The sequence below is a fragment of the Candidatus Didemnitutus sp. genome (assembly GCA_019634575.1).
Taxonomy (GTDB): Bacteria; Verrucomicrobiota; Verrucomicrobiia; order Opitutales; family Opitutaceae; genus Didemnitutus.
The window spans coordinates 2,475,469-2,493,631 of record JAHCAY010000001.1; the positions used below are offsets into that span (position 1 = coordinate 2,475,469).

3 protein-coding genes are annotated in these 18,163 nt (G+C 69.5%); all 3 read right to left on the reverse strand.

The window, feature by feature from the left end; genetic code table 11:
* Positions 1 to 6 precede the first annotated feature (6 nt).
* Genes KF715_10520 through KF715_10530 form a run of 3 tightly spaced genes read right to left on the reverse strand, consistent with a single transcriptional unit; the run spans position 7 to position 18,064 of the window.
* Positions 7 to 1,752 (reverse strand): putative Ig domain-containing protein, encoded by a 1,746-nt coding sequence (locus KF715_10520; GenBank protein MBX3737115.1) that lies wholly within the window; start codon positions 1,750 to 1,752, stop codon positions 7 to 9.
* A gap of 47 nt (positions 1,753 to 1,799) precedes the next feature.
* Positions 1,800 to 17,591: an immunoglobulin domain-containing protein gene (locus tag KF715_10525; protein MBX3737116.1), complete on the reverse strand. Its 15,792-nt coding sequence runs from the start codon at positions 17,589 to 17,591 to the stop codon at positions 1,800 to 1,802.
* Entirely contained in the window at positions 17,588 to 18,064 is a 477-nt protein-coding gene (locus KF715_10530; GenBank protein MBX3737117.1) for a hypothetical protein, read from the reverse strand. Before KF715_10530 ends, KF715_10525 begins: the two co-directional genes overlap by 4 nt.
* Between the last annotated feature and the right edge of the window lie 99 nt (positions 18,065 to 18,163).

The following is an 18,163-nucleotide window of genomic DNA, read 5'->3' on the forward strand; positions in this document are numbered from 1 at the left end:
GAGGCGTTACGGTGCGGCCGGGTAATCGATCTTGAGGCGGAAGAAGACGGCGGAGCCGGTGCCGAGCGGCACCGAGGCTTGCCAGGTTTCGGTCGCACCGGTGGCGGTGCGCGTGTGCGTGCCGGCGGAGGACCACGTGGAGAGGTTCGTCGAATATTGCACGGTGTAGCTGATGTCGGGGCGGTCCGCCGGGCGCGAATAGGTGAACGTCCAATCCGTCGCGGTCTTGGCGACGGCGGGGAGGCCGCTGCTGGAGACGGCCTTCGGGGCGAGATCGAGCGCGTATTCGAGCAGGTTGGTGAGGCCATCGCCGTCGGGGTCGGCGGCGGTGCCGCTGATGGCGTCGTCGGCGACTTCGCCGCCGGTGAACTTGGCGGCGCGCCACGCGGCGTAGCCGGAGTTGACGGTGAGCGTGGCGACATCGGAGGTGACGGAGCCGGCGCCGTTGGTGACGACGACGGTGTAGTCGGCGGCGTCGTTGAGCGTGACGCTGGGAATGGTGTAGCTCGCGCTCGTGGCCAACGGGATGTCGGAGGCGCCCTTCTTCCACTGGTAAGTGGGCGTCGGGGTGCCGGTGGCGGTGACGGAGAAGGTCACGCTTTCGCCGTAGTTCTTCGTGGCGCCGACGGGTTGGGCGGTAATCTGCGGCGTGGCGGACGCGGTGATCTGAACCGACAGGGTGAAGTCGGGGCCGCGGCCGATGGCGTTGTTGGCGTAGATGGTCACGCTGGTCGTGCCGGCGGCGGCGGGCGTGCCGGTGATTTGTTTCGTGGTGGAGTTGTAGCTGAGGCCGGCGGGGAGCGTGCCGACGTTGAAGGCCGTCGGCGAATTGGTCGCGGTGAGCTGGTAGGGCGTGATGGCGATGCTGGAGTAGCCGGTGAGGGTCGTGGCGCTGTTGACGACGGCGACCGGGCCAAGGACGAAGGTGAGCGGGAAGGCCGCGCTGGCGCCGTTGCCGTTGCTGGCGGTGAGCGTGGCGGTGAAGATACCGCCGACGGTGGGCGTGCCGGTGATGGCGCCGGTCGAGGTGTCGACCGAGAGGCCGACGGGGAGGCCGCTGGCACCGTAGCTCGTGGGGGAATTCGAGGCGGTGATCTGGTAATTGAGGGCAATGTTGAGATCCGCGGTGACGGAGGATTGGCCGCTGATGGTCGGCACGGGGCCGGAGGGCTCGACGGTGATAACGAGGGTGACGGAGGGGCCGGTGCCGGTGGCGTTGTTGGCGCTGAGGCTGACGTTGTAGGTGCCGGCGGTGGTGGGTTGGCCGGAGATGGCACCCGCGCTGTAAGTGAGGCCGGCGGGCAGCGTGCCGACGTTGTAGCTCTGCGGGGAGTTGGTGGCCGTGATCAGATACGAAAAATCCTGTCCGACGGCACCGAGAGCGGTGAGTTCGCTCGAGACCTGCGAGACGCCGAGGGCGGCGTCGATCGTGAGCGAATACGTGAAGTTGTTGATCGTGCCGGCGTCATCGAGCGAGATCGTGCCGGTGAACACGCCGTCGACGAGCGGCGTGCCCGAGATGGTGCCGGTGGAGGCGTTGATCGACATGCCGCTGGGCAGACCGGTGGCGGAGTAGACCGTGCCGTTGGCGGCCGGGGGATCCGTCACGATGGTGTAAGGCGTGTAGGCGACGCCGGCCTGGCCCGCGGCGAGGACGAGGTCCACGGCGCGAGCGGCGGTCGCGAAGCCCACACACAGGAGGGCGAGCCCGAGCAATCTCAAGGCACCGAAACGGGCGGAGAGCGAAATCATGTGAGGAAAAGAGGTGAGCGGTAAGAAACGCGGAGGAGAGGGAGGGATCAGCCGACGATGTTGAGGCTCGGGCTGATGGTGATCGTGAGGGTCACGCGGTTGCCTTCGCCGTTGGCGTTCACGGCGGAGATCGTGACGGTGAACGTGCCCGACGTCGTCGGTGTGCCGGAGATCGTGCCGAGCGCGCCGTCGAACGTGAGACCGGCGGGGAGGCCGGTCGCGACGTAGCTCGTCGGCGAGTTGCTGGCGGTGATCTGGTAACTGAAGACCTGGCCGACACGTCCGGCGGCGCTGTTGCCACTGGTGATGACGGGAGTGTTCGGCGCAGCGTAGACGGTGAGAGAGAGCGCGGCCTCGTTGCTGGTGCCGCCGGAATTGCTGGCGGTGAGGCGGATCGTGTAGGTGCCGGGGCCGGTGGGCGTGCCGGAGAGCAGGCCGGTGCCGGTGTTGACGCTGAGCCAGACCGGCGCGTCGAGGGCGCCGAAGGAGGTCGGGTTGTTCGTCGCGACGATCTGATACGAGAACGCCGTGCCGGCCTGCGCGTTGACGGCGAGCGAGCCGCCGATGACGGGCGCAGTGGCGGCGGGCGAGATCGTGATGGTGAGCGAACGCGGGGCGCCGGTGCCGTTGGCGTTGATGCCGACGAGCGACACGGTGTAGGTGCCGGCGGCGCTCGGCGTGCCTTGGATGACGCCGGTGGACGGATTCACGGCGAGGCCCGGCGGCAGGTTGACGGCGTCGAGGAACACCGACGGCGGGAACGGCGTCGTGGCCGGGACGTTGGTCGCGGTGATCTGGTAGTTGAACGGCACGTTGACCTGGCCGACGGCGGTGGCGGAGCTGGTGATGACCGGCGTGGCGTCGGCGGGGGCGATGTTGATCAGCAGCGACTGCGGCTGGCTGGTGCCGGTGGCATTCGTCGCGGTGAGCGTGACGGTGTAGAGGCCGGGGTTGTCGGCGGGGTTGCCGCTGAGGAGACCTGTGGTGGTGTTCAACACGAGGCCGGCGGGCAGCGTGCCGGTGACGTTGTAGCTCGTGGGTTCGCCAGTGGCGGTGATTTGATAACTGAACAACACGCCGACCTTCGCGCTCGCGGTCGCGTCGCTGGTGATGGCGGGCGCGAGGAGCGGCGAGGCGATGTTGATCGTGAGCGTCGAGGCTTGGCCGAGACCGGCGGCGTTGGCGGCGCGGATTTGCACGGGGAACGCGCCGGCGGCGGTCGGCGTGCCGGTGATGGCGCCGGTGGTGGCGTTCAGCGCGAGACCGGCCGGCAGCGCGTCGCTCGAATACGAGGTCGGCGTGTCGGAGGCGGTGATTTGATACGTGAACGCGACGCCGACGCGGCCGCTGGCGGCGAGCGCGCTGGTGATGCGCGGCGTGGCCGGGGCGGGCGCGATGGTGATCGAGAGCGTCTTCGGCGCGCTGGCGCCGTCGGCGTTCGAGGCGCCGAGCGTGACGCTGACGGGCGTGGCGGTTTCAGCGCTCGGGACGCCGGAGATGACGCCGGTGGCGGAATCGAACGAGAGTCCGCCCGGCAGCGTGCCGGTGAGGGCGTAGCCGGTGGGTGTGTTGGTCGCGGTGATCTGGTAGCGGAACGGTTGGCCGACCTGGCCGGCGGCGGTGCCGTTGGAGGTGATGACCGGGACGTTCAGCGCGCGGGCGATGTCGAAGAGCATTTCGACCGCGGGGCCGCGTCCGCCGGCGACGTTCGAGGCGGCGACCCAGACTTTGACTTGGCCGGGCGCGGTGGGCTTGCCGGTGATGGCGCCGGTGGCGGCGTTGAGGAGCAGGCCGGCCGGGAGCGAGCCGCTCGTGACCGCGAAATTGGTCGGCGAGTTGCTGCCGGTAAGGCTGAAGGCGAAGTCGACGTCGACCGTGCCGGTGGCGACGGGCGCGCTGGTGATGATCGGGGCGTTGGACGAGGAGTTGACGGTGATGGTCAACGGCGTCGTGGACGAGCCGGTCAAGTTGCCGACGGTGAGCGTCGCCGTGGTGATGCCGGGAGCGGTCGGGAAACCGGTGATGACGCCCGTGCCGGTGTTCAGCGTGAGGCCATCCGGCAAGCCGGTGGCGCCGAAGGTCGTCGCAGCGGGGTTCGTCGTGATGGTGTAGCTGAACAGGCTGCCGACCGTGCCGACGGCGGAGCCGCTGCTGGTGACGAGCGGCGCGCTGGCGGGCGGGTTGAACGTGAAGGTCAGCACCTGCGTGGTGGTCGCGCCGGAGCCGGCGGTGGCTTGAAGCGCGATGCGGAAGGTGCCGCTTTGCGTCGTGGTGCCGGAGATGACGCCGGTGGTCGGATTCAGCGTGATGCCGGTGGGCAGCGCGGAGGGCGTGCTATCGGGGAGATTCACGAGCGCCCACGAAGCGACGCCGGCGCCGAAGTTCGGCGTGAAGGTGAAGCTGGCGCCGGCGGTGCCGCTGACGTTGGCGGGGCCGGAGTAGACCGGGGCATCGAGCGGCGGTTGGACTTGGATCGAGAGACCTTGCGAGGCGATGCCGGTGGCGTTGGCGGCGCTGACTTGCGCGGCGTAGAAGCCGGCGGTCGTGGGCGTGCCCGAGATCGTGGCGCCGGTGAGGGAGAGGCCGGCGGGCAGGTTGAAGGCGAGGAACGACGTCGGCGAGTTGGCGGCGGTGATCGTGTAGCTGAACGCCTGGCCGACGCGCGCCGAGGCCGAGGCCGGGCTGGTGATGACCGGCGCGGGCGGCTGGACGGTGAGCGCGAGCGTCTGCGTGTCGGAGCCGGTGACGTTGGTCGCGGTGAGCGAGACGTTGAACGGCCCGGTTTGCGTCGGCGTGCCGGAGATGACGCCGCTGGCGGTGGCGAGCGTGAGGCCGGCGGGCAGGCCGGTGGCGCCGAAGGTCGCGGCGGTGGCGTTCGTGTTGATCTGGTAGAGGAACGGAGCGCCGGCGACGGCGAAGGCGGAGAGCGGGCCTTGGATGACGGGCGCGAGCGGGTTGACGGTCAGTGCGACGACGTTGCTGACGATGGTGCCGGAGGCGTTGGTGACGGCGACGGAGATCTGGCCGGCGTCGTTCGGGTGCAGGTTGGTGAACGAGAGCGTCGAGCTGGTCGCGCCGGGGAGATCGAGGCCGTTGCGGCGCCACTGGTAGGTCGGCGTGGGCGTGCCGGTGGCGGTGACGCTGAACGCGGCGCTGCCGCCGACGAGGGCGGTTTGCGGGGTGGGCTGGCCGGTGATGGCGACGGCGACGTTGAGCGAGAGCGTGTAGGGCGAGCTGGTGGCGGAGCCGAAGGCGTTGGTCGCGGTGACGCGGTAGACGCCGGCGTCGGCGCCGGTGGCGGAGGCGAAGGTGAGCACCGGCGAGTTGGGGCCGGCGTAGGCGCCGTTGTCCTTCGTCCAGGTGTAGGTGACGGGGAGAGGCGAGTTGCCGACGGCGAACTTGAGGGTGACGGGCGAATTCGCGGGGGCGTTGATCGTGCCGCCACCGGCGATCTCGGGCGTGCCGGCGGTGAGGATGGTGCCGAAGTTGCCGACGCCGACGACTTCGCCGGCGAAGATGACGTTATCGTTCAGCTGATCGGCGGCGCCGGTGGTGCGGCCGGTCCAGGTAACGCCGTCGGTGGAGGTGAAGTAGGCGTTGGAGCCGCCGGTGGCGATGAAGGCGCCGTTGAGGTAGTTGACGCTGGTGAGGTTGAAGACGCCGAGCTGCTTGGCGGTCCAGGTGGTGGCGTCGCTCGAGGTGACGACCGTGCCGGTGTTGCCGACGGCGACCCAGGTGCCGTTGCCGAAGGCGACGTCGTTGAGCTGGGAGGTGGTGCCGGAGGTGCGGAGCGTCCAGGTGGTGGCATCGGCGGAGCTGAGAATCGTGCCGCCGCTGCCGACGACGACGTGGAGGCTGCCCGAGACGGCGACCTTGCGGAGGTTTTGCGAGGTGCCGGTGGTCTGGCGGGTCCAGGTGAAGGTGGCGCCGTCCGCCGCGGTGAAGATGCCGCCGCCGCCGCCGGCGACGATCCAGCGGGAGACGAGCGGCGAGTAGCGCACGCCGTTGAGGCCGGTGGTGCCGAGGACGGCGCTGAGGCTGTGCCAGGTCCAGGTGGCGCCCTCGTCGGTCGAGGTCATGATGGAGCCGCTGTTGCCGACGGCCATGAACTTGCCGAGTGTGTAGTGAACGTCGTTCAGCTGGTTCGTGTTCGCGGTGGTGCGGTTCGTCCACGTGGCCTTGTCGGTCGAGCTGAGGATCGTGCCGAACGCGCCGACGGTGACGACGGTGTTGGAAGAAGCGCTAACGCCCAGGAGGTGGTTGTTCTGCGTGGGGCCGCCGGTGAGGATCGACCAGTTCTCGGAGTCGGGGGACGTGAGGATGACGCGGCCGCTGTTACCGCTCTGGCCGGCGATGACGTAGCGGCCGTTGCCGTAGGCGGTGTTTTGCAGGTTGCTCTGGTTGCCGGCGGCGCTGCGCGGGGTCCAGACGAGGCCGTCGGGCGAGGTGAGGATGGTGCCGAAGGAGCCGACGGCGACGAAGCGGCCGTTGACGAAGTTGACGCCGAGGAGCTGGTTGGTGGTGCCGGATTGGGCGAGGGTCCAATTGGTGCCGTCGGGCGAGGTGACGATGGCACCGTCGGCGCCAACCGCGACGAGGCGGCTGGCTCCGTAGGCGAGGCCCTGGAGGCTGGCGGCGGGCGTGGCGACGGAGGTCCAGGTGGCGCCGTCGGTGCTGGAGAAGACGCGACCGCTGGCCCCGCTGACCGCCCAGAATTTATTCAGGGTGAACGTGGCGCCGAAGACGGTATCGGTGGCGCCGTTGCCGAGGTTGCCGATGGTCCAGTTGAGGCCGCCGTCGGTGGAGACCGCGGTGACGCCGCCGACGCCGAGAGCGACGATGCGGCCGTTGCCGGCGACCATGTCCTGCAAGGATGTCTGTCCGCCGTTGATGCCGGTGGTGCGCGGAGTCCAGACGACGGCATCGAGGGAGGTGAAGATGGCGTTGAGGCTGGCCATGGCGACGTAGCGGCCGGCGGTGTATTGGAAGTTGAACAGGTTGTTCTGCGCGGGGACTTGGCGGGTGGTCCAGTTCAGGCCGTCGGGCGAGACCATGAAGGTGCCGCGAATGCCGCCGAGGAGGAACTGGCCGTTGAGGTAGGCGACGCGCGTGGCGCCGTTGCCGGTGGGCGTGGGGTTGCGCCAGCGCCAGCCGCCTTCGGGCGTGATCCAGAAGGTTTCCTCCGGGCTGGTGACGGTGCCGACGGAATTCGAAGCGGTGACCGAATAGGCGCCGGCGTGGGCGGATTGCCAGTTGGGCAGGTAGTAGGTCGGGCCGGTGGCGCCGGGGATGGGGGTGCCGTTGAAGTTCCACTGGTAACTCACCGGGCTGCTGCCGGCGATGACGCCGGTCTGCAGGTAGGAACTGCTGCCGGCGGGGAGCACGTAGCCGCCGGCGCCGAAGATGGAGGAGATGTTGCCGATCGTGCCGAAGACCGGAGCCGAGGGCGTGGTGGTGACCACGGCGGCGGCGGAGGTGACGGTCTGGCCGTTGAGGGTGACGGCGACGGTGTAGGAACCGGCCGCGGCGACGTCGGAATAGCTGCTGCTGGTCGCGCCGTCGATGGCGACACCGTCCTTGAACCACTGGTAGGTCGGCGTGCCGGCGGTCGTGCCGGAGAGGCCGACGGAGAGCGTGATGCCGGAGCCTTCGGCGGCGGTGACGCTGACGGGCTGCGTGGCGATGACCGGGCCGGGGGCGGGCGAGATCACCTGGACATAGTCGTCGGCCCAGACGGCGGCGGCGGGGATGCTGACGAGTTCGGCTCCGCCGCGGAGGCCAATGCGGATCGCGCCGGCGCGATTGAGGGCCCAGGTGCTGAGGACGTTGAACGTGCCGACGGTGGCGAAGCTGCTGCCGCCCGAAGAGACGGAGGAGGTGAGCACGCCGGTGCCGGCATCGTAATCGAAGCGGAGCAGCGCGCTCTTGTTGGCGAGCGTGGTCACGCCGGCCGCGGCGGCGGCGGCGCCGTTGGTCGTCGTCTGCATGTAGCGTTCGAAGCGCGGCGTGCCGGCGTCGTTGCGGTAACGGAAGACGACGCGGTGATAGTCGTTGGCGTCGACCGTGTTGGTGGCGACGAGCGAGAAACCGGTTTCGCGGACGGAGCCGGCGCCGAGCATGTTGGCGAGCGCGCTGGGGTTCATCGCGGTGCGGACGGCGACGGACCAGTTGCGGTCGAGGGGAAGCGTGTCGGCGCGATCGGCTTGGCGATAAACCACCGGAGGCAAGCTGTTGGGCGTGGCGAACTCGAGGCGGTCGTTGATGTTGAACGCCGTGTCGGTGTCGGGGATGCTGGTGAGCGGCGTCGAATTCCACGCGGCGGAGAGGCCGGTGCCAGTGAACGTGTCGGTGGCGCTGGCGCCGCCGGCGGGGACGGTGAGCAGCGCGACGGCTTCGGTGCGTGAGTAGTCGAGGGCGCCGCCTTGGGCGAAGCCGACGGTGTAGACGCCGGCGAGGGTTTGATTGGCGAGCGTCGCGGCGGTGGCGCCGGCGAGGTCGACGCCATCGCGGCGCCATTGTTGCGTGACGGCGGGGTTGAGCGCGCCGTTCGGCACGACGCTGAGCGAGACGCTCTGGCCGGAGCCGACCACGGCGGCGCTGGGCTGCGGCGCGACGCTGAGCGAGTAGTTGAGCACGAAGGCGCCGCGCGTGCTGGTGTTGCTGGCCACGGCGACGTAGTAGGTGGTGCCGACGGTGACCGGGAACGTGATCTGGCTGGCGGTGCTGCCGGCGGTGTCGTTGTTCTGGACGAGGAAGGCCAGGTTGTTCACGGCGCTGCCGGTGTAGGCGGCGAGGACGGTGTCGAACGAGCTGCCGATGGTGTCGAAGGTGACGACGCCGTTGGCGACGGGGCGATACGCATACCAGAGCGAGGAGGCGGCGTTGAAGGTGCTGCTGAAGTGCGTGGGTTCGCCGGTCTCGCCGGTGGCGGTGGAGTTGTTGCCGGAGACGGTGCCGCTGGTGCCGGTGAGCGCGGTGGCGTTGGCGAAGTTGTCGTTCGCCTCGGCGGCGCCGATGGTGAGGGTGACGGAGTTGGAGACGGCGACCGAACTGCCGGAGCTGGCGCGGACGGCGTAGCTGCCGGCGTCGCCGAGCGTGACGCTGGAGAGGGTGAGCGTCGCGGCGGTGGCGCCGGAGATGTTGCCGCCGTTGACGAGGTCGACGCCGTTCCGCGTCCACTGATACGTGATGCCGCTGAGGCCGGTGGCGGCGGCGGTGAAGGTCACGTTCGCGCCGGTGGCGGCGGTCTGGTTCGCGGGTTGCGTCGTGAAGCTGATCACGGGCGCGGTGACGGCGCGGCGGATGATGCCGTTGTTGGAGTCGACGAAGGTGATCGTGCCGTCGGCGGCGACGCTGAGGCCGGTGACCGAGTCGACGCGGGCGGCGCCGCCCGAGGCGTCGAGGAATCCGGAGGTGAACACCGAGCCGAGCAACGTGGTGACGACGCCGGTCGTGGGATCGATGCGGTAGATGCATCCGCCGCTGCCGACGTAGAGGTTGCCGTCGCCGCCGAGCGTGAGCGATTGCAGCGAACCGAGGCGGGCGCCGAGCGGGCCGCCGTCGATATTGCTGAGCGAGCTGTAGGTGCCGGTGAGGGTCGTGACGTTGCCGGCGGAATCGATCTTGCGGATGTTGCCGGAATTTTGGGCGACAAAGATGTTGCCGGAGGCATCGACCGCGATGCCGCGCGGGTTGGCGAAGCGCACCGGGCTGGAGGCGGCGCCGCCGGCGAGACTGCCGTCGACGTTGCCGGAGGAATTGGCCACGCCGGCAATGGTGGTGACGGTGCCGTCGGACGTCACTTTGCGGATGATGTGATTGAAGTCGTCGGCGACGTAGAGGTCGCCGTTGGCGGCGAAGGCGAGCGCGCCGAACGAGCCGAAGCGGGCGACGGTGCCGACACCGTCGGTGGAGCCGGTGGAGCCGGCGTTCGAGCCGACAAACGCCGCGACGGTGCCGTCGGGGGCGACTTTGCGGATGCTGCCGGAGTCGAAGACGTAGATGTCGCCGGTGCTCGGGTGGCGGGCGAGGCCGCGCGGACCGCCGTAGCGGGCGGTGGCGGCGGAGCCGTCGACCATCGCAAAGGTGGAGGTGGAGACGATGCCCGAGAACGTGGTGACGACGCCGGCGGGCGTCACTTTGCGCAGGACGCGGTTGCTGTAGTCGCTGACGATGAAGTTGCCGCTGCCGTCGCCGACGACGCCGATGGGCAGGAAGAAGCGCGCGGCGGTGCCGGTGCCATCGGCGCTGCCGGGCGGCAGGCCGGCCAGGGTCGAGACGTCGCCGGCGGTGCCGAAGGAGCGGATGGTGTTCGAGCTCATGTCGGTGATCGCGAAATGGGCGTTGCCCATCCAGGCGATGCCGCGCGGGAAATTGAAACGGGCGTTCGTGCCCGCGCCGCTGTCGGCGAAGCCGATTTGGAAGGGCGAGCCGGCGACGGTGGTGACAGTCAGGTCCGTGGCGATGCGACGGATGGTGTAGGGTCCGTCAACGACGTAGGCGACGCCGGTGCCAGGATCGAGGGCGATGTCCCAAGGCGAACTGAGGCGCGCGGCGGTGCCAACGGCGTCGGTCGTGCCACTGAAATTATTGGGCGGCGGCGAGCCGACGAGCGTGGTGAGGTTGCCGGAGGCGTCGGCGAGGCGGAGGGCGGAGTTGGTGCCGTCCAAGATGAGCAGCGTGCCGTCGGACTTGAGCGCGAGGCCGCGCGGGTTGTTGAGGCGACCGGTGCCGACGGCGCCGTCGGCGTAGCCGAAGACGCCGAGTGTGCCGGCGTAGGTGGTGACGACGCCGGCGGGAGTGATCTTGCGGATGGCGTGGTTGCCGGTGTCCGAGACGTAGAGGTTGCCGGAGCTGTCGATGACGCCGCGCGCCAGGTTGTTGAAGCGGGCGGAGGTGCCGGTGCCGTCGGCGGCGCCGAACGTGGTGGAGCCGGCGAAGGTGGAGACGTTGCCGCCGGAGATTTTTCGAATCAGGCTGGGCTGGAGCACGTAGATGTCGCCGTTGGCCGCGACGATGACGCCGGTCGGGTTGCTGAAGCGGGCGACGGCGAGGGTGCCGTCGGTGATGGTGTTGGCCCCGGCGAGTCCGGCGAAGGTGGTGACGACGCCGGCGGGCGTGACCTTGCGGATGGTGTGATTGCTCGAATCGGCGACGTAGACGTTGCCCGCCGCGTCGGAGGCGGCGCCTTGCGGGAAGGCGAAGCGGGCGGCGGAGCCGGTGCCGTCGGCGGAGCCGCGGGTGCTGAGGCCGGCGAAGGTCGACGTGGCGTAAGCGGGGTTGCCGCCGGTGAGGGTGGCGGTGGCGCTGGTGACGGAGCCGCCGTTCGTGGAGGTGACGACGACGGTGTAGGCCGCACTGGCACCGCTGGCGGGAGCGCTGACCGTGAGGGTGTGGCTGGTGGCGGAGGTATTGGAGGTCGAGAACAGGTTGCCGTTTTGATACCACTTGTAGCTGGTGATCGTGCTGCCGGAGGGCGGCGTGGCGGCCACGGTGAGCGCGACGAAGTAGCCGTTGTAAACGGTCTGGCTGAGCGGCTGGGCCGTGATCGTGGGCGCGGGGGCGAGCGGGGTGACGGTGACGACGGCGACGGCGCTGGTGGCGCTGCCGTTGGCGTTGGTGACGACGACGGCGTAGTTGCCGGCCTGGCCGGCGGTGACGTTGGTCAGCACGAGCGCGGCGGAGGTGGCGCTGTCGATCGGGGTGCCGTTGCGCTGCCATTGGTAGGTGAGCGGCAGGCTGCTGCTGGCCTGCACGGTCAGGGTCGTGGCGCCGCCTTCGAGGACGGTGACGGACTTGGGCGCGACGTCGATGGCGGGGAGGTTGGAAACGGTGAGGACGATGGCGGTGGTCTGCGTGGTGCCGGCGGAGTTGGTGGCGGTGAGCACGTAGGTGCCGGCGGTCGCGGAGGTGACTTTGCCGAGGTCGAGGAACGGCTGGTTGCCGCCGGTGAGGGCGGTGCCGTTGCGGGTCCAGGAGTAGGTCATGTCGCCGCCGCCGAAGACGCCGGCGAAGAGTTGCACGGTCTGGCCTTCGTTCACGGTGCGGCTGGCGGATTGGCCGATGATGGCGGGAGCGGTGGCGGTGAGCGGCACGCGCTTGTAGCCGGTGGGGCGGAGATCGCCGGCGCCCATGACGGGGCCGAGGATGTGGAGCCAGCCGTTGCCCGAGGCGAAGAGGACGCCGGTGCCGAGCGGATCGACGATTTGCACGCCGGGCGCCCAGGCGGCGTCGAAGGCGCCGGTGGCATCGAGGCGGGCGAGGCCGGCGGCGGCGGTGCCGTTGACGGAGTCGAAGCGGCCGGCGAGGTAGAGGCGGGCGCTGTCGTCGAGGCCGAGGCCGGAGATGCGCGCCGGCAGGCCGGTGGAGTTGGTGTAGCCGAGGGTGAGGTCGGCGACGGTGGCGTCGACGGCACCGGTCGCGGTCAACTTGACGAGCGAGCGGGAGACGCCGCCGACGGTGAGGCGGCCGGCGACGTAGGCGGAGCCGTCGGGGAGCACGCGGAGGCGGTAGCCGGTGGCGGAGTAGTTGGTGACGGGGTATTGGGCGGACGTGTTCGTCACCGGATCGTAGAGGAACGAGGTGAAGCCGGCGCTGACGGTCGCGGTGCCGAGGGCGACGGGGGTGTAGTTGGTGTCCGGATTGCCGTTGGGCAGGTAGCGGCGGAGCGAGACGTTGCCGTCGCGGCCGGCGACGAGGGTGAAGAACGAGCCGTCACCGGCGACCTGGAGATCGTTGATCTGGCCGTATTCGATGTTGGTGATGGCGTTGCTGCCGTTGCGCGTGATGAGCGTGAAGGCGCTGAAGTCGCCGAAGCTGGTCGGGGTGGCGGAGCCGTCGGGGTTGTAGCGGCGGATCCAGGCGCTGTTGCCCTGGTTGATGATGTCGGTGACGGTGGGGCCGGCGCGCCAGAGCAGGAGGCCGCCATCGGGGGCCGGCGCGTAGTTCCATGTGGAGGGATTCGGCTCGGCGAGTTCCCAGCCGGCGCGGGTGGTGCCGTCGGGGTTGAAGCGCTTGACTTGCGGGGCGCTGCTGCCGGCGCCGGTGAGGGGGTCGCCGAGCTCGGCGCGAACGACGCCGAAGCTGCGATCGGGCCAGCGGAAGACCGTGGCCCACGGGTTGGTGAAGATGACGCCGGGGTCGTGGAAGGCGGTGGCATCGCCGGCGAGCACGCCGTTGGTGCCGAAGAGCGCGGTGCCGGGCTGCACGGTGCCGCCGAAGTGATCGAAGTTGCCGGCGGTGAGGAGGCGTCCGTCGGCGAGGAGGATGGCGTCGTCCGGCGTGCGGGTGGTGCCGAAGCCGCCGGCGTTGAAGCCGGAGAGGGGCGCGCCGGTGGAAGTGAGGGCGAGGATGTTACCGGCAACGTCGTTTAGGTCGGGGACGTAGAGGTTGCCGGTGGTCGGGCTGACCATGAGCCAGAAGAGCTCCTTGGAATAGCCGGTGTTGTTCGCGGCCCAGGTGTTGTCGAGGGTGCCGTTGGCGTTGAAGCGCATCACGCGGTCGACGGTGAGGTAGAACTTGTCGCCGGCGGTCAGCTCGATCCAGCGGGCGTAGACGCCGACGGCGGTATTGACCGGCGTCTCGCCGCGGAGAGGTTGGGCGAAGGTGGTGTCGAAGGTGTCGTCGAGGTTGAAGCGGATCGCGAGGATCGGGTTGGAGCTGATGTTGCCGCGGATGGTGTAGGCGAAGCGGCCGACGATCACGGGGCGACCGTCGCTCTGGAACGCGATGGCGCGGCCCACGGTGCTGGGGCTCCAGCCGGCGGGCATCGTGGCAGGGTCGGCGAAGGAATCGAGGACGCCGGTCGAGCTGACGCGGGCGACGCCGCGGCGGACGGTGCCATTCACCGATTGGAAACTGCCGAGGAGGTAGATGCGGCCCTGCGCGTCGGTCTTGGGCGGGGAGAACACGCTGCCGGTGGCGCCGAGGTCGACGGGGGCGAAGGTGTTGTCGAGGGCGCCGTTGGCAGCGATGCGGTAGACGGTGAGGTTGGTGGCGATGACCATGCCCGGGACCGAGCCGTCGCTGACGCCGTCGGTGGCGGCGAGGAGGAGCTTGCCGTCGGACTGCAGGTGCATGAAGCGGATCGAGCGGCTGAAGCGCGGGGCGGAGAAGGTGTTGTCGAGCGAGCCGTCGGTGTTGAGGCGGATGACGGTGGCGCCTTCGCCGGAGGCTTGGTTGGTGGCGATGACGAGTTTGCCATCGGGCTGCACGCAGAGGTAGAGCGGCGAGCCGAGTTTCTCGTCCCACACGAACGTCGGGTCGACGGCGCCGGTGGCCTCATTGAAGCGAGCGAGGCTGCCGACGTGCACACCGCCAACGACGTCCTGGGCGCGGCCATAGACGTTCCACATCGCGTAGAAGCGGCCCTGGCCGTCGGAGATGAGTCGGCTGGGGGCGAAGAACGACTCGCTGTCCTCCCAGAAGGCGGGCGCGGTGCCGATCGACGAGACGGCGAGGCGCGCGTCGGAGCTGATGACGGTGCCGGAGGCGTTGGCGACTTCGACGCGGTAGTCGCCGGCGTCGTCGGTGGTCACGCTGGAGAGCGTCAACGTCGCCGCAGTGGCGGCGGCGAGCGGCTGGTTGTTGCGGAACCACTGGTAACTGAGCGGCGCGGTGCCGGCCGCACCAACGGTGAAGGTGAACGAGCCGCCGGCCTTGGCGAGGCCGCCGGCGGGTTGCTGGGTGATCGTCGGCTTGCCGGCCACGACGAGGACGGTGACGGTGTTGGTCGCGGTGGCGCCGGTGGCGCGGCCGGTGGCGGTGACGGTGTAGGTGCCGGCCTGATCGGCGGCGACTTGCGAGAGGTTGAGGCTGGCGCCGGTGGCGCCGACGATCGCGCTGCCGTTGAAGCTCCACTGGTAGGTGAGGTCCTCGGAGGAGGTGATCGGCGCGGCGAGCGTGATGCTCTGGCCGACGCGGGCGGGGATGATCACTTGGGAGCCGGCGGTCGGGCCGGGGCGCGCGAGGGATTTGGTGGCGCGATAGATCGAGGTGCCGCCGGAGGTGTAGAGGCGGCCGCCGAGATCGGCGAGCGTGCCGGCGATGAATTCCGAGGTGGGCAACTCGGTGCGGACCCAAGTTTCGCCGTCGTAGGAATAGTTGAGGCCGGAGCGCGACTCGTCGCCGGTGCGTTGCGTGGTGGCGTAGAAGGTGCCGGATTGGATGCCGCCGCCGATCATCGTGCCGAGAGTGCCCCAGTCGCCGCCGAAGCCGTCGTTCGGATTGGAAGTGGCGGAGTGGAGGACGCGTCCGGTGGTGAGCAGGAGATGGAATTGGCCGTCGCGGAACAGCACTTGGCGAACGCTGGAAACGAAACCACCGATGGGTTCCGTGACGAGGACGGTGCGGTTGAAGTTCACCAAGTCGCTCGAGTAGACGACGGCGCATTCGCTGACGCCGCTGATGCTGGCGGCGGCCTGGCCGAAGACGTAGTAGCCGGCGCCGTAGGCGACGGAGAGCGTGCTGCCGGCGTTGGTGCCCAGTGAGCGGCGGGCCCAGGTGGCGCCGTCGTCGCTGGAGACGAGCACGAAGGATGAGGTGGCGGCGAGGAGCTGGCCGTTGGCGCTGAGGAGGTCGTTGATCGGCGCGGTGGTGAGGGTGGAGTCGTTGGCGATGCGCACCTGCCAGGTCACGCCGTCGGCGGAGGAGACGATGGTGCCGGCGTTGCCGGCGGCGAAGAGCTGGCCGTTGTGCACGGTGATGCAGGTCAGGGCGGTCGAGACCGGCGTGGTGCGGTTGACGACGGTGTTGCCGGAGGTCTCGGTGATGGTGCCGTTGCTGCCGGTGGTGTAGATCTTGCCGTTGAAGGCGACGGACTCGTTGTAGACGGCGTTGCGCGCGATGCCGGTCGTGACGGAGTCGAGGCGCGTGAAGGTGCCGCTCGCGTAGCGGTAGAGCGCGCCGCCGCTGCCGGGGAGGTAGACGGCACCGGCGGGGCCGGCCACGGCGTCGGCGAACGTGACCGGTTCGGGGTTGTTGGTGAAGGTCCAGTTGATGCCGTCCGCGGACGTGCCGAAGCGGGAGCCGCCGAGGTAGAATTGGCCGTTGGCGAAGGTGGAGCCGACGAAGGTGTCGGTGGTGTTGCCGGAGGTGATTTCGGCCCAGTTGGTGCCGCCGTTGGTGGAGTAGGCGATGCGGCCGGCGTTGGCGGCGGCCACCCAGCGGCCGTTGCCGTAGGCGGCGGTGCGGTAGGGGGTGTTGGAGGCGCCGCTGAAGACCAGCGTCCAGTTCGTGCCGTCGGTGGAGGTGAAAATCGCGCCGCGAATCAGGTTGTTCTGGGTGACGGTGCCCGTGGCCACAAACCGGCCGGCGTCGTAGTCGAGGCCGCTGATCGACAGGCCGACCGTGGCCGGCTGGATGCGGTTGCCGCGCGTCCAGGCGAGACCGTCGGGCGAGCTCCAAATGTAGCCGTTGGCGGTGATGGCGGTGAAGCGGCTGCCGTTCCACACGAGGCCGAACATGCCGCCCTCGTTGTCGGGTGCGGTCTTGCGCCAAGTGCGGTGGACGAGGCTCCAGGTCGCGCCGTGGTCGGCGGAGCGCCAGACTTGGGTGTTGGAAACCGCGACGACCACGCCGCCGCCGTTGGTGGCGATGGAGAAGAGGTCCGCCGCGGTGGAAAATTGCTGGAACGTCCAGTTCGTGCCGTCGGCCGAGCGGCCGATGGTGCCGTTCGAGCCGGTGACGAGATGATGCGTGCCGGTGTAGACGTATTTCTGCAGGCCGGAGTTGAACGGCGTGGGCGTGACGAGATTCCAGCCGAGGTCCGCCGTATAGCCGGCCTCGACGAGTCGCTGCGCGAAGAACTCGCGGCGCAACCCGAGCACCACACCGCCGAGCGAAGCGTCACCGATCGCGGTCGGATCGAAGCGGCCGTTGGTCATCGGCGGCAGCGAACCGCGGATCGACCAGCCGGCGGTCGCCATCGGAGCGAGGGAAACGTGCTCGGCGCCGTTGTCGACCTCGACGTAGTCGGTGGCGGATTTTTCGAGCTGGGCGAGGTAGCGGCGGAAGTCCGCTTCGTTGGACAGGTCCTGCGGCGTATCCAGCATGAACAGGCGATCCAGTCCCACCGGGCGCGCGCGCACTGCGGAGGAGGCGCGGCGGTAGAGGTTGACGAAGTCGAGTAACGCCTCCTTGGCCGCGAGGCGGTTTTCGAGCGGGCCGGCCTTGAGGAGATCGGGGTTCTCATCCATCGCCTGCCGGAACGTCAGCGTGTCGGCCTGGGCGATGCGCAGCAGCCGCGCGTAGTCCGCGCTCATGTTTTGGCCGAGGGCTGACTGGGCCAGCATCTCGAAGGCGCGCAGGCCCGCCTGCAAGGTGAGCAAGTCCGCGCGGTCGAGCGTGAGGGTGTCGGCCGGGTTGCCGGAGTTCAGCTCCGCCGCCGTCAACGTGAGCACGAAGGCATCGTCGGTCACCGCCGCGAAATCCGCCCGCGCCGCCGCGGAAGTGGGGATGATGGTGTCGCGCCAGAACGAGCGCTGCGATTCGAGGTTGTAGCCGGCCGGCAACGCCGCGTCGCCCGCGGCGTTTTTGCCGAGCGTCGCGCTCCAATTATAGAGATCGCGCCCGCTGGCGCTGAAACCGGCGCCGGTGAGCACGTTGTTCGCCGGCGCATCGCCGACGAGGGCGAACCACCGCGTGAGGCCGAGCAGGGCGGCGGCGGTCGGGTTCGTCGCGTCCGCGGCGCGTGCCTCGGTGAACTTCGAGCGCGCGAGGCTGAGGTTGTGGGCGGCGAGAGCCGCGCGCCCCTCGGCGATGCGGTCGTCGACCACGGCGGGCCGTGCCATGACGGCGGAAAGGAGAAAAACGCAAAGCCAGCGCGCGAAACGAGCGTTCATGATTCAGGAACGGGGGTTGAAACAGGAATATTGCTGAAAAATTCGATCTGGCCGGCGTGGGCACCGCGCAGGTGCAGCCACACGTCCTTGCGCCCGCCGCCCGCCATTTCCACCTGCCGGAGATAGAGGTCTCCGGCGCTCGCGATCTCCGCGCGGGCCGCCGCAAAGCGCGCGCCGGTGTCCTCGAATATCACCACGACGTCGGCGAGTCGCGCCCCTTCCCGGCCCGCGCGCAGCGATTCGAGGATGTCCGCCAATTGCGGCGCCACCACGGGCCACGCGGACGTGTCCGTCACCCGCAGCTCGACACCCGTGAGGGCGACGCGCGGTTTCCACGCGACGCGGAAAACACCCTGCTTGCCGTATTCCTTCAGGAGCGTCGCCACCTGCAGGCGCGCGACGCGATGTCCGGCGGTCGGCTCGAAAAAGCCCCAGACGATGTGACTTGGCCCTTCCGTGCGCGTGATCTGCAATGCCGGAGCAGTCCTCGCCTCCGCCGCCGGGTCGCGCGCTGCATCCGTCGCACCAGCGCGAGCCAAGCCGATCAAAACGAGCAACGCCGTAGCGATACG

Bases quoted from the DNA above. Each gene is read 5' to 3' on its own strand.
- KF715_10520 (MBX3737115.1), bottom strand. From the start codon at position 1,752: ATGATTTCGCTCTCCGCCCGTTTCGGTGCCTTGAGATTGCTCGGGCTC.
- KF715_10525 (MBX3737116.1), bottom strand. From the start codon at position 17,591: ATGAACGCTCGTTTCGCGCGCTGGCTTTGCGTTTTTCTCCTTTCCGCC.